The organism is Streptomyces sp. NRRL F-525 (assembly GCF_000716605.1).
Classification (GTDB): Bacteria; Actinomycetota; Actinomycetes; order Streptomycetales; family Streptomycetaceae; genus Streptomyces.
Genome location: NZ_JNXE01000007.1, coordinates 51,040 through 71,643, shown reverse-complemented (window position 1 = coordinate 71,643; position 20,604 = coordinate 51,040). Strand labels below are relative to the sequence as shown.

The window sequence follows — 20,604 nt, the reverse complement described above, 5'->3', positions numbered from 1 at the left end:
CCGACCGCCGCCCACTACACAGCCCTCCGGCCTCCGCCGAACCGCAGCAGTGACCGCCCCAATTCCAGCTTCCGTCGCGTGACCGCCGCCGACCGCAGACCATCACCGTGTTCCCTCAACTCCCTTTCCAGGGAACGCGTCTCGTCCACACGCCCCAGCCGCAGCAGTACGTCCGCCAGGCGTAACCGGGTCAGCGCGGCTCCCCGGCGATCGTCCGAAGCGCGGGCTGCCAGCGCGTACTCGAAGGCGGGCATGGCCTCCGCGGGCTCACGCAACGCCAACAGGGCCTCGCCCCGCTGGAATTCGAAGTCGGCGCGGGCGTAGCACTCGAACGGGTGCCGCCCGGACGCATCCAGGTCTACGCCGCTCTCGGCCTCGGAGAGCGCCCGCAACGCGTCCCCGCGCTCGCCACAACTCGCGGCCGTCACCGCCAACTGGGCCTGGGCGAAGGCCCGTACGGCGCGAGGTGTTCCGTGCGCGATTCCGACGGCGGCGCGGGCCACCTCGTCGGCGATCCGCAGATGGCCCAGGCCGTGCGCCTGCACGCTCAGGGTTCGCAGGGCGATCACGGTCAACTCCCGGCTCCCGGCCGTGATCGCCAGTTCCCGTGCCGCCAGGTAGCAGCGCTGGGCCTCGCCGTTGCGCAGGTCGTCCGCGTACATACGGCCCAGGACTAGGGCGAGTTGCGATGCCTCGGCGTATCGCTCCCGCCGTAACTCACCCCGCACTCCGCGCAGTTGACCAGCCACCGCCTCGGTCAAGTACGTGCGCAGGGTGCCCCGCGCGAATCCGCCACCCTGCGCCTGAAGGGTCCGGGTGAAGAACAGGGATGCCGGGTTCCTCATGTACGGCGTCCGCACCACCCCGACCACCGAGCCCGTACCCGGGGCCCCGCTCACCGGGCGGGTCCGCGCGGGCCGGTAGGGAACCGGGCCGGTCAACTGGTGGAGCAGACCGACGAGGCCGTTGGCGTTCGCGGGTGCCAACTGGGCAGCGACAACGGCACCTTGGCCCGTGAAGCCCGCCTCCTCGGCCGTGACGACACGGCCGCAGCGCCGGCCGAGTGCCTCACAGACGAACGGCCGCACGCGTGGCATCGGATGACTGCCCGTCAGCCAGTGGGCCACCGTGGTCCGGTCGTATCTCAGGACCAGCCCGGCCTCGGCCGCCACCGTGTTCACGGCCCGCGCGAGGCCGCCCTGGGTCCAGTCCGTCTCCTCGATCAGCGCGCGCAGCCGGGTGTTGGGAATGCGCGTTCGCGCCATCCGCGTCTCCTGTCGGGCGAGCCGGGTCGTCCGTTCAGCGGTAACGCGCCGCGCCTCGGCCCCTCCAAACGATATTGATCATTATTCTCTCCTCCACTCCCCCACCCACCGTTTCCAGCATCGAGGGGCACGATCACGGTGATTGATCCGTTCGACATGCGCTACTACGCCGAACCCGCCCGCTCAGGCCGGCCGGAAGGCCAGCACAGCGTTCTGGCCGCCGAAGCCGAACGAGTTGCTGACGGCCAGGGAGACCTTGCCGGTTCTGGCCGTGTCGCTCACCAGGTCCAAGTCGTCCTCGCCGAGCGGGCGTTGGAGGTTGGCGACGGGCGGCGTGATCTCGTGGAAAACCGTCATGGCGGTGAGCGCGGCCTCGATCGCTCCGGCGGCGCCCATCGTGTGGCCGGTGACGCCCTTCGTCGCGGTGACGGAGGGGCGGCCGCTCAGCAGCTGTTCGATCACCGCTCCTTCTACCCGGTCGTTCAACTGGGTGCTGGTCCCGTGCGCGTTGACATGGTCGACGTCTGCGGGTGACGCGTCGGCGTCCAACAGGGCACGGCGAACAGCGAGTTGAGCGCCGACTCCCTGCGGGTGGGGTGCCGTCTGGTGGTGGGCGTCGGCGGACGCGCCGTGGCCCGCGAGTGTGGCGTAGCGCCGGACGCGGCGGGCGGTGGCGTCGGGGGCGCGTTCGAGGACGAGGACTCCCGCGCCCTCGGCCAGGACGAAACCGTCGCGGTCCGTGTCGAAGGGGCGGGAGGCCGCTGCCGGGTCCTCGGCACGCCGGGAGAGGGCTCCCATGCGGGCGAAGGCCGCCGAACAGAGCCGGGTCACCATGGCGTCGGCGCCGCCCGCCAGCGCGATGTCGCAGGCGTCCGAGCGGAGCAGGTCCACGGCGATGCCGATCGCCGTGGCACCCGAGGCGCAGGCCGTGCCGGCGTGCATGTTCGGCCCGCGGGTGCTCAGGTCGACGGCTATGTGGCCGGCCGCCATGTTGGGCAGGAACATGGGCAGCGTGAGCGGGGAGACCAGGCCCGGCCCCCGTTCCCGTAACCGGTCCTGCTGGGCTTCGAGGGTCGCGATACCGCCGGCGGCCGAGCCCATGACCACGGCGACCCGGTCGCCGTCCCAGGTCTCCGGCGCCAGCCCGGCGTCGGCGACCGCCTCCCGGGCCGCCGCGAGGGCGAGGAGCGTGTAGCGGTCGACGCGCCAGTGCGGCACTCCCGGCACCAGGGCGGCCGGGTCGAAGGCGGGAACGCGGCAGGAGAAGCCAACCGGCAGCCCTTCCAGTTCCGGGTCGTCCGTGGCCGTGGGGCGACCCGAGCAGACACGTTCCCAGGTCCGTTCGCGCCCGATGCCCGCCGGGGTGACCAGGCCGATCCCGGTCACCACCACGTCCGGCCTGCCGCCGGCAGCTGTCACGACTCCGCCTTGAGCTTCTCGATCAGGTCGACGGTCTCCCGCACGGTGAGGGTGCCCACCGCCTCGGAGTCCTCCAGCGGCACCGCCCACTCCTCCTGGAGGGTCAGGAACAGCTCCATCACGGCGAGGGAGTCGAGGCCGAGCTCGTCGTAGGAGATGTCCGGGCGGACGAGGACGGCGGGTACCTCGAACTTGCCGCTCAGGGTGGTCACGAGGTGGTCGTAGACGGCAGACATGAGTCGAACTCCTTGGGTATGGGGCGGGGTTGGGATGTGTGCCGTACGGGTTTCGCCTCGGGCCATGTCATGGCGATGGAGCCCCAGGTCAGGCCACCACCGAAGGCGGTGAGCAGGGTGCGGGCGCCCGGCCGTACGGCGCCGCGGGCGGCGGTGTCGGCGAGGGCGAGGGGAAGGGAGGCCGCCGCGGTGTTGCCGACCTCGCGCAGGTTTCCGTGACAGCGCTCCGCCGGGATGCCCAGCCGGTCGGCCACGGAGTCGAGGATGCGCTGGTTGGCCTGGTGCGCGACGAAGGCGGCGACGGAGTCGGTGGACCAACCGGCCCGGTCGAGGACCGTCCGCGAGGAGGCGGCCATCTGTCGCACGGCCCGGGCGTACACCTCCCGGCCGCGCATACGGAAGTACCGCTCCTGGCGTGGCAGTTCGTCGGTGTACGGCGAACGGGAGCCGCCCGCCGGGATCGTGATGAGGTCGCTGCCCGTGCCGTCGCTGCCGAGGTCGAAGTGGACCAGGGCTCCGGGGTCACGTCGTTGTCCTCGCGTCAGGTACGCGGCGCCCGCGCCGTCGCCGAAGATGACGGCGGTCTCCCGGTCGCGCGGGTCCACGATCGTCGAGTACGTCTCGGCCGCGACGAGCAGCACGCTGTCGTACGCGCCCGCCATGAGCAGCGCCGAGGCGACGGCGGCCGCGTAGACGAAGCCCGAGCAGACGGCCGCGAGGTCGAACGCCGGGATGCCGGTCATACCGAGCCGGGCGGCCAACTCCGGTGCGGTGGCCGGGCATCGGCGGTCGGGTGTGGTGGTCGCCAGGATCAGCAGACCGGCGTCGTGCGCCCCGGCGGACTCCAGTGCGCCACGGGCGGCGGCCACCGCCAGATCGCCGGTCGAGGTGCCCGGACGGACGCGATGGCGGCTCTCGATTCCGGTGCGGCCGCGGATCCACGCGTCCGAGGTGTCCAGGCCTTCGCGCACGAGTTGCTCGTTGGTGATCCGGTCGGGTGGCAGGGCCGCCCCCAGCCCGGTGATCACCGCGGTTATGGCGCTCACGTCGTCGGCCCGCCGCTCGCGAACAGGGCCGCCACGACGTCCTGTTCGGCCATCGGAGCCCTCAAGCGCGCGTCGGGCGGCGCGCATCCGTCCAGCAGGACGGCGAGCTGAGGGTGTACGGCGTCCAGGGCGCGGTCGCATTCCCTGTGCACGCGGAGGGCGTCCGAGGAGGTGAGCGATCCGCTCTCCAGGTGCCAACTCAGCGTCTGTTCCAGTGACTTCATGGCGTACAGCGCGTGGAGGGCGTGCAGCGCCGGAAGGTGGGATGCCTGGTCGGTGCCGGTGGGGGTGGACTCGGCCTCGGCGACCGCCGCCGCGAACGCCTCCAGCAGCAGGCGCTGTTGGTGGGCGTCGGCGAGTGTGACGAGGTCGGGGAGCAGGGGGTTCCAGATCTCGAAGGCGGTCTTCTCCTCCACGGGGACGCCTTCGACCCGGCCGCGCAGTTCGGTGAGGAGGCCGCGCTCGCGAAGAAGCGCCAAGGCCAACGCCCCACCAGGGGTTATCAGTTCACCCACCTCCGCCGGAGCCGGGACGGTGTGCGTGAGGTCCTCCACGAGCTGCTTTCCCGCGTCCAGCCGGATGAGGAGGTTGTCGCCGGCGGCGGCCTGGTACACCTGCGCCAGGCCCTCGTACTCGAGGAGCCGGTTGACGGTCAACAGGCCCTGGGCACCGGCCCGTTCGCGGCAGACTCCGGCCGCGTTCTGCAGGATGCGGGTCGCGGCCACCTTGGTCAGGGCCTGTTCGCGGCTGACCGAGGCCCAGGGCGCCCACACCGGGCGATGTGCCGTGGAGAGGTCCATGGGAGCGCTGCGCTGTCGTACGTACTGTGCCTTGATCCGGGCGACGAGGAAGCTGCACGCGTACACCTCGGCGAGGACGCCGTAGAGGGCGTCCTGCTGGGTGCGGTAGTCCAGGACGGGGAGGTCGGTGCGCAACCGGCCCATGGTCGGGCGGCGTTGGCTGTGGCGGAGGCCGATGGTGACGGCGGCGCGGGCGGCGGCGGTGAGGGCGGCCGCCGCGCCGGTGGAGGCGTTGGAGGAGACCGAGAGGGAGCGGACCAGGCGTCGGTCCTGGTCGCCGAGGGGGTCGGTGAACTCGCCGTCGGGCGCGATGGAGGCGTCGTCGCGGAGCCAACCGTCGTAGGGGACACGGGTGTTGTCGAAGGTGACGAGGGCGTAGTTCAGCGGGACCGAGGTGGTTTCGGGGAGTTCGGTGATGTGGATGCCGTCCGTGATGCGGTCGGCGTCGCGGACGCGGACCGCGAAGGGGAACACCCCGCGGTCCTGGCCGGCGAGGAGGAGGCGGGCGTAGACGATGGCCATGTGGGCGCGGCCGGTGCCGGCGACGTGGGACATGAACTTGGCCGCGGTGGGGTCGGGGGTCCGTAGGGTGAACTCCCTTGTGGCGGGGTCGAATCGGGCCTCGGTGCGGGTGGCGAGGTGGCTGTTGCCGCGGCCGACCTCGGTGATCATGATGGAGCCGAAGGTCTCGTGCCGGTCGACCTCGTCTATCAGCGGGTCCAAGTAGGGGCCTGGCCTGCCGAGTTCGGTCATGGCCGCGACGCACACCGCGTACTGCACGGTGCCGGCGAGGAAGAGGGGCGGGTCGACGGTGGCGGACCATTCCAGTACGGCGAGGAGGCGGGCCGGGTCGTGCTGCAGCGCGTTGGCTCCGCCCACCCACTCCCCCAGGGCGCGCAGCCGGTCGTAGGTCCGGGTGTGGCGTTCGGGGCCGCAGGGTGGCGCGGACCGTTTGAACGGCGGGGTGTCGAGCAGGCCGTCGAGTGCGTCGACGGCTAACCCGGCGTCGCCGTGGAGGAGTTGCCGGAGCGGGTGGGCGGTCTCGGTGGCCGCCTGGTCGGTGGTCATGCGGCGGGGGCGGCGCGCAGCAGGGTGCGCCGGGCCTGGCCGTCCTCGATGGCGAAGACGAGGGCGGGGCGGAAGGCGTGCAGGTCGATGCGGACCCGGCTGCAGTCCTGGCCGGCCTGTTGGACCCGCACCTCCGCGCTCAGGGGGATCTTGTCGTCCTCGGCCGGGCCGGTGCGGGTGAACGTGCCCGTGAGGAGGGTGGGCAGCGGGAACACGAACCGGCTGAACTCGAAGGCGCTGGCGTGCATCACGGCGTAGTAGGGGGGATGACCGGCCGGTGGGAGCCAGATCTCCGACACCGCCCAGGTGACGAGTTGGATCGACGCCTCGATGAGGAGCATGCCGGGTACGTGCTGCTGGTCGGCGGTGTGGTCCCTGAGCATCTCGGTGTCGTTGACGACGGCCAACTGCGCCTGGAACGCGTCGCCTTCGACGTGGGCGTCGCCGATGAGGACGTTGTCGCGGCTGTGCTTGAGGACGCTGTGCCGGGGCACGGCGGTCGGCGGGCGGCCCTCGGGGAGGACGGCCGCGCCGTAGGCCTTGAGGAGCTCGGAGGTGAGGTCGTTCCATTCGGTGTCATCGACACCGAGTCCGGGGCGGATGCGTAACGGACTGTTCTGGTCGGGGGGTTGGCGGCGCAGGCGGTCGCGGAGTTGGGCCGCGGTGGTGAAGTCCGGCTGGACACTGGCGTGCTGGAAGGACTCCCCCACCACCCACTGGTGGAGGGACTCGTCGTCGTTCGTCTCCGACGTGGGTGACTGATTGTCCGTCATCTGTCGTTCCTGCTCTCGCGGTTGGGGGTCCCGGGACGGGGCGCGTACGGGGTCAGGCGGCGAAGGGCGAGGCGGGCTTGGGGATGCCGGCGAGGCCGCCGTCGGGGACGGACACCCCGCCGTCGCAGACCAGGGCGTGTCCGGTGACGGACGAGGCGGCGGGCGCGGCCAGGAAGAGCGCGGCGGCGGCGACCTCCGTGGGCGTCAGCCAACGGCCTTGCGGTACATGGCTCATGAGCCAGTCCGACAGGGGTGCGTGCTGCTGCATCGGCCCGGTCATGTCGGTGCGCACCCAGCCGGGGCACAGGGCGTTGACCCGGATGCCCTGCCGGGCCCAGCCGACGGACAGCGAGCGCATCAGGGAGAGTTGGGCGGCCTTGGTGACGGCGTACGCCTCCATTGCCGGCGTGGCGATGAGCCCGGCCACGGACGACACCAGGACGACGGCCGCGTTCGGGGAGGCCGCCAGGTGGGGGTGCGCGGCGCGGCACAGGTCGACGGTGGCGCCGATGTTGACGGCGAGCAGTGGGTCCCACTCGGCGGAACTGCTCTCGGCGAAGGGGACCAGGTACGAGGTGCCGGTGTCGTCGGCCGGGAACACGCCGGCGTTGTGGATGAGGATGTCGAGTCCGCCCAGCCCCGCGGCCGCCTCGTCGACGAGGCGCGCGGCCGTCCCGGAGTCGGCGAGGTCACCGCACGTGATCACCGCCTGCCGCCCGAGCTTGCGCACCTCCTGCTCGGCGTCGTGCAGCGCGCCGTCGCTGCGCGCCGCGAGCGCGACATCCGCCCCGGCCTCGGCGCAGGCGACCGCGATGGCACGGCCGATGCCACGGGAGGCGCCGGTCACCAGGACGCGGGCGCCGTCGAGACGGAAGAGGGAGGCGAGGGGGCCTAGGGCGGCGGGGTCGACGGGGGTTGCGGGCTCGGTGGCGGTGGGGGTGGGGGTGGGGGCTGCGTCGGTGGATTCGGTGACGGCGGACGAGAGGGTCTCGGTCACAACTGGGCTCCTTCGGTGCGGGGGATCGCGGTGCGAGGGGCTTTGGTGCGGGGGGTTTCGGCGCCGGGGGTATCGGTGCGGGGTGCTTCGACGCGGGGTGCTTCACCGCGGGACGCCTCGGTCCGGGGCGCTTCGCTGTAAGTCACCTCGGCGCGGGGTGCTTCAACGCGGGGTGCGTCAGCGCTGGATGTCTTGGACCGGGGTGCTTCCGCCCAAAGCATCTCGGCACGGGGTGCTCCGACGCGGGGCACTTCACCGCTGGATGCCTCGGCACGGGGCACTTCCGCACGGGGCACTACGCCGCTGGATGCCTCGGCGCGGGGCACTTCGACACGGGGCACTTCACCGCCGGATACCTCGGCCCGGGGCACTTCCGCACGGGGCACTACGCCGCCGGATACCTCGGCACGGGGCACTTCGACCCGGGTTGCGTCACCGCGGGGGGCCTCGATCCGGGGCGCTTCCGTGCGAGCCGCTTCGGTTCGGGGCGCTTCAGCGGGAGGCGCTCCAGCAGAGGGCGCTTCAGCGGGAGGCGCTCCGGTACGGGGAGCTTCAGCGCGGGGCGCTGGGACGACCCCGTGCCTCTGGGCCCTGGTCCAGGTCAGGACCGTGCTCCCCCAGGTCAGACCCGCGCCGAACGCGGTGACGAGTACCCGGCTACCAGCCCACAGTCGACCGTCGTGGTCCGCGCTCGCCAGGGCGTACGGGATGGAGGCCGCGCCGATGTTGCCGACCTCGTGGCCGATGATCACCACCCGGTCCTCGGGTACTCCGGCGTCGGCCGCTGCGCGGCGTAGGAGGAGGGGGTTGGGCTGGTGGGAGATCAGCAGGTCGATGTCCGTCAGGCCCAGGCCGTTGCGGTGCAGGGCGTCGCCGAGGAGCTTCGGGAAGATCCGCAGGATGAAGTCCCGTACGGCCTTGCCGTCCATGTGGACCTTGTGGCGTCGGTCGGCGAGGGTCTGCGGGGAGGCGGGCAGTCGGCTGCCGCCGGCCGGGATGAGGACGTCGCCCGCCGCGGTACCGTCCGACCCCAGCCGGATCGGGGCGAACCCCTTGCCGCCCTGGACGGGCCCGAGGATCGTCGCCGCCGCGCCGTCGGCGAACAGCACCGCCGTGGCGCGGTCGGCCGGGTCGACGAAACGGGAGTAGACCTCGACACCGACCACGGCGGCATACCGTTCGCCGGTGCCGGCACGGAGCCAGTCGTGGGCGACCCGGGCGGCGAACAGCCAGCCGGAGCAGGCCGCCGCCACGTCGAAGGCGACCGCCCGGTCCGCGCCCACCAGGGCCTGGACCCGGCACGCGGTCGACGGCCCCAACTCGTCGGGGGTGGAGGTGGCGAGGACGAGCAGCCCGAGCGCGGAGGCCGGGAGACCGGCCGCGGTGAGCGCCTTCCGCACGGCTTCGGCGGCGAGATCGGAGGCCGCCTGTCCGGGCTCCGCGATGTGCCTGCGCAGTACGCCGGTCCGCTGGACGATCCAGTCGGGGTCGACGCCGGCCGCCTCGGCGACCTCGTCGTTGGTCAGGACGCGCTCGGGTAAGCACGTGCCGGTGGCGAGGACGCCGATGCTCGGCGCTGGGGACACCGTGTACCTCCAAATGGCGGGCGCTGATGGCGAGTTGGCCGGTTTCCGTACGAACGGTCGGCTTCCGCCAGATTGCCCGCCGGGTACGTCGTCCATCAGGGCGCGAAGGAAGGCGTCGAAGCACTCGCGGAATTCGGTTTACACCCCCCGCGATTCCGAACACCCCAATTCACGCTGATCCACGCCGATTCACCACGGGATGCCGGCCAACACATCGAAATGTTGAGCGTGTTGAATCCGGCTTGCGTGAACCCCGAAAACCTCTAGTGTCGATTTCGGTGCCGAACTCGCCGCGAGGCATGGGCTGTTGCCCATCAGCGAGCGCCTGTCACGGCGGCATTCAGGGAATTCGGGCATGCGCGCCGGAATGCCGAAATTCCCGAGCAGCAGGTTCATCGCCTTGGTCAGGAACCGGGCAGCATGTCCGGACCGTGCGCGACGGGCCGCAGGTCATCGGCGTTGGGCACGGTCCTCAAGGGCACCCACCACCACGCTGTACGGCAGGATCGTCACCACCACGGACGGCAGATCCTCCAGGGCGCGGGCGATGCGTTCGGAGGTGCCGCCGTGCAGGAGGCGGCCGAGCACGGTGGTGTAGGTGCGACGGGCGATGAGCAGCGTGAGCGCGGTGCGGCCGTCGGTCGTCTCGCGGGCGGCGAGTTCGGTCAGGGCCCGCTCCAATCGGCGGTCGGGGCAATCGACAAGCTCCAGCGGGACGTCCGTGGCTCCTACGGCCTCCCAGCGCGCCACCAGGTGGCGGGCGCGCACCGCGTCGACGGCGATGTGTACGGCCCGCACCTCGTCGGGCCTCAACTCGTGGGCGTAGCGCAGCGCGTGGAAGACGGCCGGGTCCACCGCGTCGACGAGGACGCACACGACGTGGCGGCGCCGACGCGGCCGGTCGCTCTGGCCGGCGGGCGGGAGCGACTCCACCTCGGCGGCCTCCGCGCGGTACTCACGGTTGATGCGGATCAGGGCCCACACCCCCAGCGGGAAGACCACGACGACCAGCCAGGCGCCCTCGGTGAACTTGGTGACCGCGAAGATGAGCACGACGAGCGCCGAGACGACCGCCGCCGTCGCGTTCACCGCGATCTTCCATCCTCGGCCGGGTTCACGACGGCGTGCGTGGTGGACGGTCAGGCCGGCGCCCGCCATGGTGAACGCGGTGAACACCCCGATGGCGTACAGCGCGACGAGCCGGTCCACGTTGGCGTCGGTCACCAGCAGCAGCGCGAGGGCGACGACGGCGAGGGTGATGATGCCGTTGGAGAAGGCCAGTCGGTGTCCGCGCCGGGTCAACTGCCGTGGCAGGAAACGGTCTTCGGCGACGAAACTGGCCAGGTAGGGAAAGCCCGTGAAGGGCGTGTTCGCTCCGGTGTAGAGGATCAGCGCGGTGGCGAGCTGGACGAACACCAGCCCCACCGTGCCGAACACACCGCTGCCGAAGACGAGTCGGGCCTCCTGCGCGATCACGGTCGGCGTGCCGTCGGTGTACGGGACGGCGTGGGTGAGGTGGGCGAGACCGGAGACGCCGAGCACAAGGACGCCCAGGACGCAGCTCATGGTGACGAGGGTGCGGCGGGCGTTGCGGCCCTGCGGTTCGCGGAAGACGGAGATGCCGTTGGAGATCGCCTCCAGGCCGGTGAGCGAGGAGCCGCCGTTCGCGAAGGCGCGCAGCACCATGAACAGCGACGCCCCGTACAGCCACCCGTCCCCCGGCGTACCGAGCGGCACGACACCTTGCGCGTGGACGTCGGCGTGCGGCAGATCCCCGAAGCCCCAGCGGACCAGGCCCACGGCGAGCATCAGTCCGACCGCGGCCATGAACAGGTAGGCGGGCACCGCGAACACCCGCCCCGCCTCGCGCAGGCCGCGCAGATTGCCGTACACCAGAATCAGCACCACCCCTACGCTGACCGGGAGTTGGAGGTGGTCGAGGCCGGTCCAGCCGTTGCCGACGAGGTGGGCGAGCGAGATGAGCGCGTTCGTGCCCGCCGAGACCTGGACGGCAACCGTGACGACGTAGTCGACGAGCAGGGCCACGGCGGCGACCTGGGCGATGTCGGGGCCGAAGTTCTCGCGTGCGACGACGTAGGAGCCGCCGGCCCGCGTGTAGATCGTGACGACGTCGCTGTAACAGAGCGTCAGCAGCACCAGGATCAGCAGGATCGCGCCCGTCACCGGCATGAGCAGCGTGAAGGCGGCGACCCCGACCACGGGCACCAGGACCCGCAGCATCTCCTCACTGCCGTACGCCGACGAACTGACGCAGTCCGAGGCGAGCACCCCGAGCGCCGTCCGGTTGTCGAGCTTCTCCCGCTGGATGCGCCCGGTGACCAACGGCGGCCCGAGCAGCCAGCGCTTGAGACGGTAGGAGAGGGGCTCGGGAAGGTACTCGGGGGGCGGCTGGGGCAACGGGGAGTTGTCGGACGCGTCCGGTGCGGGTGTGGCGGGGTCGGTCATGGGGCCATCACACCCGGACTCGTGACGGCGGCCGGTGAGGATCACCCGTGGGGTGCGTGAACTGCACCCGGGCGGGCGGACGGTGGCCTCACGACAGCGAACGTTCCGTCAGAAGAACGTGGGCCGGCGGGTGATGTACGGCTCCTCGAGGGAGTCGATCTCCTCGGCCGTGAGCTCGATGTCGAGCGCGGCGGCGGCGTCCGCGAGATGGTGCGGCTTGGTCGCGCCCACGATCGGGGCGGAGACCACCAGGTTCTTCAGGACCCAGGCCATCGCGATCTGCGCCATCGACACACCGCGGGCCGAGGCGATGCGCTGGACGGCCTCGACGACGGCCCGGTCGCTGTCGAGGAAGATCGGGCGGTTCTGCTGGTCGACCGTGCGGTTGAGTTCCGCGCGCGGTGTGGCGCGTTCGCCCCAGGGGCGGGTGACCAGTCCGCCGGCCAGGGGGCTCCACGGGATGCTGCCGACGCCCTGGTCGGCGAGGAGGCCGAACATCTCGCGTTCCTCCTCGCGGTGGATCAGGCTGTACTGGTCCTGCATGGAGACGAAGCGGGTCCAGCCGTTGGTCCGCGCGGCGTGCTGCATCTTGGCGAACTGCCAGGCCCACATCGACGAGGCGCCGAGGTAGCGGGCCTTGCCCGCCTTGACCACGTCGTGCAGCGCCTGCATCGTCTCCTCGACCGGGGTCTCCGGGTCGAAGCGGTGGATCTGGTAGAGGTCGACGTAGTCGGTGCCCAGACGTCGTAGCGAGGCGTCGATCTGTTCCATGACGGCCTTGCGGGACAGGCCGGATCCGCCCGGGCCCTCGTGCATCGGCGCCCACAGCTTGGTGGCCAGGACCACGTCCTCGCGCCGGGTGTACTTGCGCGTGGCCCGTCCGACGATCTCCTCCGAGGTGCCCATGCCGTAGATGTTCGCGGTGTCCCAGAACGTGATGCCGAGTTCGACGGCCTGGCGGAAGACCGGCTCGGCGGCGGTGTCGTCGAGCGCCCAGGTCGTTCTCCTGGAGGGGTCGCCGAAGCTCATGCCGCCCAGGGCGATACGGCTGACCTTGAGCCCTGACGTTCCCAGTCGCGTGTATTCCATGGCTTGCTCCACCTCGGTGCGGGGGCTTGTGCGACGTGCCTGTGCGGGTGTTCCAGAAGGGTGTCGCCTTCACTTCCCCACCGTGGCACGTATCGCCGCACATGGCCTCCCACCAGGGGATTCCTGCCGTTACAGGTATTGCCAGGGCCTCTCACGCGCGCGGAGACGGACGTACCGTTGCGGGTATGGACGCCCGCTCCGAGTTCCGCGACTTCCTCACCTCCCGGCGCGCCGGAATCACCCCCGGGCAGGCCGGTCTGCCCGTCCACGGCGGAAATCGCCGGGTGACCGGTCTGCGGCGCGAGGAGGTCGCGCTGCTGGCCGGTGTCAGCGCCGACTACTACATCAAGCTGGAGCGCGGCAACGCCGGCGGCGTCTCCGACAGCGTCCTGGAGGCCCTCTCCCGCGCCCTCCGTCTCGACGAGGCCGAGCGCGCCCACCTGTTCGCCCTGGCCCACGCCGCCGGCACCGGCACACGGACGCCCGCGCGCACCCCGAGACCCCACGTCCGCCCGAGCATCCAGCGCGTCCTGGACTCCATGTCCACGACCCCGGCCTACGTCCGCAACCGCCGCCTGGACATCCTGGCCACCAACCGCCTCGGCAGCGCCCTCATCAGCCCGATCCTCGCGACGCCGGGCCGACCGCCGAACGTGGCCCGCTTCATGTTCCTCGACCCCGCGGCGGGCGACTACTACCCGGACTGGGAACGCATGGCCGCCGGCACCGTCGCGATCCTGCGCGCCGAGGCCGGACGCGACCCCCACGACAGGGCCCTGACCGACCTGGTCGGCGAACTCTCCACCCGGAGCGACCTGTTCCGCACCCGCTGGGCCACCCACAACGTCCACCTGCACCGTGGCGGCACCAAACGCCTCCGCCACCCCGTCGTCGGTGAACTCACCCTGGACTACGACGCGTTGGAACTGCCCGCCGACACCGGACTGACCATCATGGCCTACAGCGCGGAACCCGCCTCACCCGCACTCAACGCCCTGAACCTGCTGGCCAGTTGGGCCGCGAGCGGCGCCGAGGACGACGCCTCCGGTTCGGCGACGAGTCCCATGTCCATCCCCTGGCCGCCCGGTCCCTCCGCCTCCTAAAACCACGCCCCTGCTTCCGACTTCAGAAGCCGGCCGCGCGGGCCGCCTCGCACACCTCGGCGACCAGTTCCTGCAACTGCCGCCGACTCTCGGCCACTTCCCTCAGTTCTCCGTCTCCTGCCACGATGTGACCTCGAGCTTTCCGGTGGTGCCGAGGTCGAGGTTCGGGGTCACGATCACCGGGTCGGCACCGGCCTTCGCCCGGACCCGTACGTAGGGCACGTTCACCGGTGTGCCGAACTCGGTGGTGTTGCGCCAGACCAGGCTGGCGGTCGCCGACTCGCCGGGCTTGAGCGTGACGGGTCCGGGCTGCTGCTTGTCGTCCGCACTGCCTGGGGTGACCGCGCCGGTACTGTCCAGGATCTTGACGCCGTCGACGTGCTTGAGGTCGTCGTCCAGGAGTTCCAGCACCGGGTAACCGTCGACGGTGTAGTCGCGCGTACCGCAGTTGTCGAGGTGCAGGCCCACCACGCGCAGACCCATGGCCGCGTCGCCCCGGTCGGCGCTGACCCGGATCCCGGAGGCGGGGCAGGTACCCGGCGCGGCCGGCGCCTCGCTCGAGGGGACCTTGGTCACTTCGAGCACCTTGGCCTGGGTCACCTGCGGTGTGCCGGGCGGCAGTTCACCGGCCCGGACCGTGCCCCGTACGGTCTTTCCGGGGCCGACGTCCCGGACGGTCACGGTCTGGTTGCCCATGGCCCCGCCGTCGGCGCTCATGAAGGTGATGACGACCGAGTAGGTCAGGGTTTCCGTGGTCTTGTTGACGACTTCGTAGGCGGCGACGATCCCCGAGTCCGTGGCGAGGCCGTCGGCGGCGACGGACTGGCTGCTGGTGGGCGTGGGCGAAGGCGAAGGGAAGGTCAGCGAGGTGACCCGTACGCCGTCCTTCCCCGGATCGGCGACCTGCGCACGGGATGTCGACTCGGCCGTGCCGACACCGGTGTTGCCGACGTCGGCGCGCTCCGTCCCGCAGGCGGTGAGCAGCAGAGCGGTCGCGGCGAGGGCCGACAGGTAGGGGGCGGTGCGGGCGGGAGCCGGGTGGTGCGAGGCGGGTCTGGGCATCCGGTCATCTGATCAGCGCGTGAACCCCGCACGTGTGACGGAGGCCATAATTCCAGTCACAGGGCTGTCACAAGTTCGGTGGGGGCGGCGGCAGTTGGGCATTTCCGGCTGCCCTGACATCGCGGACACGACATCGGCTAGCGTTCAGAACATGATCTCCGACGCGTCGTTGCCAGAGCACGAACTCACGGCAACCAGTTCAACCGTGGTCTACCAGAACCGCTGGATGACCGTTCGCGAGGACAGGACGCTGCGCCACGACGGCGCGGAGGGCTTGTACGGCGTGGTGCACAAGCCCGACTTCTCGTTGATCGTTCCCTATGCAGACGGTGGTTTCCATCTGGTGGAGCAGTACCGCTACCCGGTCGGGGCGCGCTACTGGGAGTTTCCGCAGGGCACATGGGAAGACCGGCCGGATGCGGACCCGCTCGCCCTGGCACGCGGTGAACTCGCGGAGGAGACAGGGCTGACGGCCGGAACGCTCACTCCGCTGGGGCACCTGTACGAGGCATACGGATACTGCGACCAGGGCTTTCATGTCGTCCTCGCCACCGATCTCACCGCCGGTGAACCCGACCTGGACGACGAGGAAGCCGGCTTGGTCAGCCGCTGGTTCTCCGAGGCGGACGTGTGGCAGTTGATCGCCGGAGGCCGGTTCAAGGACGCGGCGTCGGTGGCGGCCCTGGGACTCTTCCAGCACCACCGCGCTACTGGAGGCTGACCTGCCTTGTGGCAGCGGTCGGCCCTGGTGATCCGGTGAGGACGAGGATCTACGAGGCGACGGTCCGCGTTGCGGTCATCAACGACCGGCTGTGACCAGGCGATTCAGGACGGGAAGCACGCTTCGCAGGTCGTCACCGTCCACAGCGGCTGTCGCCAACGCCCGCGCGCCCGCCGACGCGTTGAACGCCACGCTCAACCCGACGGACGAGAACAGCGGCAGGTCGGATCGGCTGTCTCCGACGGCTCCGCACGAGCGAGGGGTCAGTCCCAACTCTTGCGCCTGGGCGAGGGCGAAGTCCCGTTTGTCGTGCTCGTCGAAGTGGCGCGCCACCCGTCCCGTGAACCGGCCGTCGGCAGTCTCCAGCCGAGGTCCGCTGAACGAGTGGAACCCGAAGCGGTCTGCCAAGTAGCCGCCGACCGGGGACCAGGCCAAGGTGGCCAGCACCGGCACCAGACCGTTCCGTCGGCACCAGGCCACGGTCTCCGCGATACCCATGACCAACGGCAGCCCGTCCAGCCAGCGAGGGATCTGCTCCACCGGCACGCCCGCCCAGCCCGCAGCGTCCAGCTCGGAGACTCGCCGGTTGTCCCAGGCGCCGGAGGCGTAGTCGTCCTCGGCCTTGGCCAACTCGTCACGATGACCGAGAAAGCCGGCCAGGAAGACCGACGAACTGGTCCCCGGGACCAAGGTGCCGTCGACGTCGAAGAACACAGCTCCGACGTGATCAGGTGAGTACACCGGCCAAGGATGCCACCGCCACACGAAACACCTGGCCGAGGCGATCTCTCGGGTAGGGGTACGACGGTGCTGACCGCATCCGACGCCTCGCCTCGGAAGGCCGAGTGACCGGACCGGGAACAGTTGGTCCGGCGGGCGGGGTTGCATCGAGCGAGGGACCGGCGCCGTAAGTGCGGGGTACACGGGACCGCAAGGTCGTCCGCCCCGCCGGGATCCGGGCCCCGGGATCGCGGTGTGACCGCCGCGCACTTAGATGGACCACGACGTATTTCTGCAGGAGGAATCTTTCATGACTGACCGGCCCTTGACGATCATGGCAGTGCACGCCCACCCCGACGACGAGGCCACCAGCACCGGAGGGATCCTCGCGCGGTACGCGGCGGAAGGCATCCGCACGGTGCTCGTGACCTGTACCGACGGCGCTTGCGGTGACGGACCGGGAGGTGTCAAGCCGGGCGATCCCGGCCACGACCCGGCATCCGTCGCCGCGATGCGTCGTCAGGAACTCGAGGCGAGCTGTGACGTCCTGAAGATCAGCGACCTGGAAATGCTGGACTACGCCGACTCCGGAATGATGGGCTGGCCGAGCAACGACGCCCCCGGATCCTTCTGGCAGACCCCGGTGGAGGAAGGCGCGGCCCGGCTCGCGGACCTCATGCAGCACTACCGGCCCGATGTGGTCGTCACGTACGACGAGAACGGTTTCTACGGCCACCCCGACCACATCCAGGCCCACCGCATCACGATGGCGGCGGTGGAGATGACCGAGCTGACGCCGAAGGTGTACTGGACGACGATGCCCCGCTCGGCGACGCGGCGGTTCGGGGAGATCATCCGCGAGTTCCATCCGGAGATGCCGGAGCCGGACCCCGCCGAGCTCGCCGAGATGGCCAAGATGGGGCTCCCCGACGACGAGATCACCACCTGGGTGGACACCACCGCGTTCAGCGGCCAGAAGTTCGACTCGCTGGCCGCGCACGCCAGCCAGGGCGACAACATCTTCTTCCTCAAGATGGGCAAGGAGAGGTTCGGCGAGCTGATGGGCGTCGAGACCTTCGTACGCGTCCAGGACACCACCGACGCACCCGTACCCGAGAACGACCTCTTCGCCGGACTCCGCTGATCCACGCGAACCAGGAGGGTGCCGTGCTCCGGTGCGACACCCTCCGCCGATCGCGCTGCTGCCCCTTAGTTCCTTGAACGTCGGCGCGGGGTCGACATAGGCTCCGCGCATGACGAACGGCGCACTGGTTCTGGCCGGCGGAGGTCTCGCGGGGATCGCGTGGGAGACGGGGGTACTGCTCGGCATCCAGGATGTCGAGCCCGAGGCGGCCGCGCGCATCATCGGGGCGCCGACAACCCTGATCGGCACGTCGGCCGGCTCGAACGTCTCCGCTCAGATCTCCGCGGGCACACCGCTCGACGACCTGTTCGAACGCCAGGTCCATGAGACGACCCATGAGGTGTACGTCGAAGTCGACTTCGACACTTTCATGGCGACCATGGCCGCGGCACACAGCGAGGCGACCTCGCCGGACGACGCACGGCGCCGGATCGGCACCATCGCCAAGAACACGACGACGGCCGACCGCGCGGTTCGCCGCAGCATCATCGAGGGTCGGCTCCCCGGCATGAATTGGAGCGACCGCGACCTCCGCATCACCGCGGTGGATGCCGACACCGGGGTTCCGATCGTGTTCGACCGGACATCGGGCGTCTCGCTCGTCGACGCCGTCGAGGCGAGTTCGGCCGTGCCGGGAATCTGGCCCGTCGTTCCGCTGGCAGGGCACCTCTACATCGACGGAGGCGTGCGCACGCTGGCGAACGCCGACTTCGCCGTCGGCTTCGACCCCGTTCTGGTGCTCATCCCGCAGCCAGAGCGCACCGCTGCGGGATACTCGATCGACCCCGCGGAACTCGAGGCCCTCGCGCCGTCGCGCGTGCACGTCATCTACGCGGACGAAGCCGCGGTCGCCGCTTTCGGCACCAACCCGCTCGACCCGGGCGTACGCAAGCCGTCCGCCCTTGCCGGTCGCGAGCTGGGACGCACCGTCGCGGCGCAGGTCGCCGCGTTCTGGAAGGGCTGAACCGCTCCACGCCCTGCCGCTCGGTCAGACGGCCTTGACGACGGTGCCGGTGTCCTCGAGCGCGGTGACCTCGTCGGCGGGTGCCGCGGTGTCGGTGACGAGGGTGTGCAGGAGGGTGGAGGGGCCGACGTAGGCGTAGGCGGTGTGGCCGAGTTTGCTGCCGTCGGCGGCGACGATGATGCGGCGCGCGGCGGCGATGCCCGCCTTCTTCACGGCCGCGTCGTCGAGGTCGTAGGCGGTCAGGCCCTGAGCCGCGCTGAGACCGCAGCAGCCCATGACGGCCGTGTCGAAGCGCAGTGCCGCGAGGGACGCGAGGGTGAGGGGTCCGGTGAGGGCTCCCTCGGCGGCCCGGGGCTGGCCGCCGGGCACCATCAGCGTGGCCGGGCCCGGGGTCTCGCCGAACACGTGGATGGCCTGCAGGGACAGGGGCATCACCGTGACCGGCCGTCGGCGCAGCAGGTGGGCGACCTCCAGGCAGGTGGTGCCGCTGTCGAGGAGGACGGTCTCGCCGTCGGCGATGAGCGAGGACACCTCGGCGGCGATGCGGCGCTTGGCGTCGACGGACTCGTGGGCACGCAGCCCGAAGGGCGGCTCCTCACCCCTGAGCAGCAGGGTGCGCGCGCCACCGCGGACACGCTCCAGGACGCCTTGCGCCGACAGCGCGTCGAGGTCGCGCCGGATCGTCATCTCGGAGGCGCCGGTCAGTTCGACGAGTTCCTGGACCGTGACCCTGCCCGACTCCCTGACGGCCTGCGCGATCGTCCCGTGCCGGTCTGCGTTGCTGCTCATACCGCGATTGAACACCAACCAAAACAAACATTCAATGTGTGCGAAATGACAGTATTCAATCGCCATGAATGTTCGTTACCGTGGTCGGCATGAATGATTCGCTCCGAGGCGCCCGCATAGCGACCTTTGTCTACTTCAGCCTGTGCGGCACCCTGATGGGCACCTGGGTGGTGAACATCCCGGCCGTCGAGGAGCGCGTGGGCATCACGCACGCGACGCTCGGCGGGCTGCTGGTGCTGCTGGGCCTCGGCGCCTTCATCGGCATGCAGGTGGCCGGGCGCCTGACCGACCGGCTCGGGGCGCGCGTCGTCGTCCCCGCCACCGCCGTGCTGTGCAGCGCGACCCTGGTGCTGCCCGGTCTCCCCCGGGACCCGTGGACACTGGGCGGTGCCCTGCTGGTCTTCGGTTTCTGCAACGGCTGCCTGGACGTGAGCATGAACGCCCACGCCGTCCACGTCGAGAAGGCCTACGGCCGTCCCGTCATGTCGGCCTTCCACGCCACGTTCTCGGTCGGCGGCGTCCTCGCCGCGCTGGTCGGGGCGGCTACGGCGAGCGCGGGCCTGAGCCCGGCCGCGGGCATGGCCGCCATGGGAGTCCTGGGCATCGTGATCGCCCTGGTGTCGGCCCGCGCCCTGCTGCCGGCCACCCCCACCACTGCCGACGCCGACCCTTCGGTGGAGATCGAGCACGCACCGTCCGCCGACCGCCGCGGCACCCGCAGGCGCATCTGGATCCTCGCCGCTCTCGCCCTGATGGTCATGCTGTGCGAGGGAGCCGCCAACGACTGGAGCGCACTGCACCTGAAGGACGTCCTCGGCGCACCCGCGAGCGTCGCCGCCTTCGCCTACGGCACCTTCGCAGCGACCATGACCATCGGCCGCCTGCTCGCCGACCGCCTCGTCACCCGGTTCGGGTCCATGGCGATCCTGCGCTACGGCGCGACGACGGCCGCGGTCGGCATCACGATCGTGACCGTCTCCCCCTGGATATGGACCGCGTTCGCGGGGTGGGCGCTGTTCGGTCTGGGGCTGTCCGGCTGTGTCCCGCAGTTGTTCAGCGCGGCCGGGCACGCCGATCCCTCCGCCGCGGGGGCCAACGTCTCCCGCGTCGCCGGGCTCGGCTACGTCGGCATGCTCGCCGGCCCCGCCGCCATCGGTTGGCTGACCCACCTCGTCGCCCTGAACCACGCCTTCGTCCTGCTGATCCTGCTGTGCGCGGCGGTCACCGCCGTGGCCGCCGGGATCCTGCGCACCGGATCCGACCGCACGCCCGAACTGGCACACGGCACCCGCTGACCGCCTGTGCGGCACGGCTCACTCCGTGCCGCACAGGCTTCTCCTCCCGCCCCGGCCACCA

Annotated in this window: 19 protein-coding genes; 5 read left to right on the top strand and 14 right to left on the bottom strand. The window is 70.9% G+C overall.

Going from position 1 to position 20,604, the window contains the following annotated elements; all coding sequences use genetic code 11:
- Positions 1 to 14: 14 nt before the first annotated feature.
- The 11 genes from OO69_RS12650 to OO69_RS12605 all read right to left on the bottom strand — a co-directional run bounded on the left by OO69_RS12650 (position 15) and on the right by OO69_RS12605 (position 12,745).
- Positions 15 to 1,265: a tetratricopeptide repeat protein gene (locus OO69_RS12650; RefSeq protein WP_033280647.1), complete on the bottom strand. Its 1,251-nt coding sequence runs from the start codon at positions 1,263 to 1,265 to the stop codon at positions 15 to 17.
- A 183-nt stretch (positions 1,266 to 1,448) separates the two neighbouring features.
- Complete coding sequence (locus OO69_RS12645) at positions 1,449 to 2,684, bottom strand: beta-ketoacyl-[acyl-carrier-protein] synthase family protein (RefSeq protein ID WP_033280646.1); 1,236 nt, start codon at positions 2,682 to 2,684, stop codon at positions 1,449 to 1,451.
- Complete coding sequence (locus tag OO69_RS12640) at positions 2,681 to 2,920, bottom strand: acyl carrier protein (protein WP_033280645.1); 240 nt, start codon at positions 2,918 to 2,920, stop codon at positions 2,681 to 2,683. Before OO69_RS12640 ends, OO69_RS12645 begins: the two co-directional genes overlap by 4 nt.
- On the bottom strand, positions 2,893 to 3,966 hold the full coding sequence (locus OO69_RS12635) for a beta-ketoacyl-ACP synthase III (protein ID WP_234444423.1): 1,074 nt from the start codon (positions 3,964 to 3,966) through the stop codon (positions 2,893 to 2,895). Before OO69_RS12635 ends, OO69_RS12640 begins: the two co-directional genes overlap by 28 nt.
- Positions 3,963 to 5,834: an acyl-CoA dehydrogenase gene (locus OO69_RS53525; protein WP_051800964.1), complete on the bottom strand. Its 1,872-nt coding sequence runs from the start codon at positions 5,832 to 5,834 to the stop codon at positions 3,963 to 3,965. Before OO69_RS53525 ends, OO69_RS12635 begins: the two co-directional genes overlap by 4 nt.
- A complete protein-coding gene (locus tag OO69_RS12625; protein ID WP_033280644.1) occupies positions 5,831 to 6,607 on the bottom strand; it encodes an AfsA-related hotdog domain-containing protein in 777 nt (258 codons plus the stop codon). Before OO69_RS12625 ends, OO69_RS53525 begins: the two co-directional genes overlap by 4 nt.
- 52 nt (positions 6,608 to 6,659) lie before the next feature.
- Complete coding sequence (locus OO69_RS12620) at positions 6,660 to 7,457, bottom strand: SDR family NAD(P)-dependent oxidoreductase (RefSeq protein WP_051800981.1); 798 nt, start codon at positions 7,455 to 7,457, stop codon at positions 6,660 to 6,662.
- 143 nt (positions 7,458 to 7,600) lie between these two features.
- The gene (locus OO69_RS53840; RefSeq protein WP_063744433.1) at positions 7,601 to 9,190 is read right to left on the bottom strand and encodes a beta-ketoacyl-ACP synthase 3; all 1,590 of its coding nucleotides are present in this window, start codon (positions 9,188 to 9,190) and stop codon (positions 7,601 to 7,603) included.
- A gap of 189 nt (positions 9,191 to 9,379) precedes the next feature.
- The gene (locus tag OO69_RS51910) at positions 9,380 to 9,586 is read right to left on the bottom strand and encodes a hypothetical protein (RefSeq protein ID WP_158713378.1); all 207 of its coding nucleotides are present in this window, start codon (positions 9,584 to 9,586) and stop codon (positions 9,380 to 9,382) included.
- A 54-nt stretch (positions 9,587 to 9,640) separates the two neighbouring features.
- Positions 9,641 to 11,656 (bottom strand): APC family permease, encoded by a 2,016-nt coding sequence (locus OO69_RS12610; RefSeq protein WP_078652401.1) that lies wholly within the window; start codon positions 11,654 to 11,656, stop codon positions 9,641 to 9,643.
- Between the two features lie 108 nt (positions 11,657 to 11,764).
- The gene (locus OO69_RS12605; protein ID WP_033280643.1) at positions 11,765 to 12,745 is read right to left on the bottom strand and encodes an aldo/keto reductase; all 981 of its coding nucleotides are present in this window, start codon (positions 12,743 to 12,745) and stop codon (positions 11,765 to 11,767) included.
- Positions 12,746 to 12,930: 185 nt separating this feature from the next.
- Here OO69_RS12605 and OO69_RS12600 point away from each other — a divergent pair, with 185 nt between their 5' ends.
- Complete coding sequence (locus OO69_RS12600; RefSeq protein WP_051800963.1) at positions 12,931 to 13,848, top strand: helix-turn-helix transcriptional regulator; 918 nt, start codon at positions 12,931 to 12,933, stop codon at positions 13,846 to 13,848.
- Between the two features lie 102 nt (positions 13,849 to 13,950).
- On the opposite strand, the gene OO69_RS12595 is transcribed toward OO69_RS12600, so the two are convergent.
- Positions 13,951 to 14,910, bottom strand: a complete 960-nt coding sequence (locus tag OO69_RS12595; protein ID WP_033280642.1) for a DUF4232 domain-containing protein — start codon at positions 14,908 to 14,910, stop codon at positions 13,951 to 13,953.
- Positions 14,911 to 15,061: 151 nt separating this feature from the next.
- Between OO69_RS12595 and OO69_RS12590 the strand changes: the two genes are divergently transcribed.
- Positions 15,062 to 15,631, top strand: coding sequence for an NUDIX domain-containing protein (locus tag OO69_RS12590; protein ID WP_051800962.1), 570 nt, complete (start codon positions 15,062 to 15,064; stop codon positions 15,629 to 15,631).
- Between the two features lie 78 nt (positions 15,632 to 15,709).
- Here OO69_RS12590 and OO69_RS12585 read toward each other — a convergent pair whose 3' ends face one another.
- Positions 15,710 to 16,372, bottom strand: coding sequence for an HAD family hydrolase (locus OO69_RS12585; protein ID WP_234444421.1), 663 nt, complete (start codon positions 16,370 to 16,372; stop codon positions 15,710 to 15,712).
- Positions 16,373 to 16,661: 289 nt separating this feature from the next.
- On the opposite strand from OO69_RS12585, the gene OO69_RS12580 reads away from it, so the two are divergent.
- Together OO69_RS12580 and OO69_RS12575 are read left to right on the top strand one after the other, a co-directional pair.
- A complete protein-coding gene (locus tag OO69_RS12580; RefSeq protein ID WP_033280640.1) occupies positions 16,662 to 17,495 on the top strand; it encodes a PIG-L family deacetylase in 834 nt (277 codons plus the stop codon).
- Positions 17,496 to 17,604: 109 nt separating this feature from the next.
- Positions 17,605 to 18,459, top strand: coding sequence for a patatin-like phospholipase family protein (locus OO69_RS12575; RefSeq protein WP_033280639.1), 855 nt, complete (start codon positions 17,605 to 17,607; stop codon positions 18,457 to 18,459).
- Positions 18,460 to 18,483: 24 nt separating this feature from the next.
- Here OO69_RS12575 and OO69_RS12570 read toward each other — a convergent pair whose 3' ends face one another.
- The gene (locus OO69_RS12570) at positions 18,484 to 19,248 is read right to left on the bottom strand and encodes a DeoR/GlpR family DNA-binding transcription regulator (RefSeq protein ID WP_033280638.1); all 765 of its coding nucleotides are present in this window, start codon (positions 19,246 to 19,248) and stop codon (positions 18,484 to 18,486) included.
- Between the two features lie 89 nt (positions 19,249 to 19,337).
- On the opposite strand from OO69_RS12570, the gene OO69_RS12565 reads away from it, so the two are divergent.
- The gene (locus tag OO69_RS12565) at positions 19,338 to 20,543 is read left to right on the top strand and encodes an MFS transporter (RefSeq protein ID WP_033280868.1); all 1,206 of its coding nucleotides are present in this window, start codon (positions 19,338 to 19,340) and stop codon (positions 20,541 to 20,543) included.
- The last annotated feature ends 61 nt before the right edge of the window (positions 20,544 to 20,604 follow it).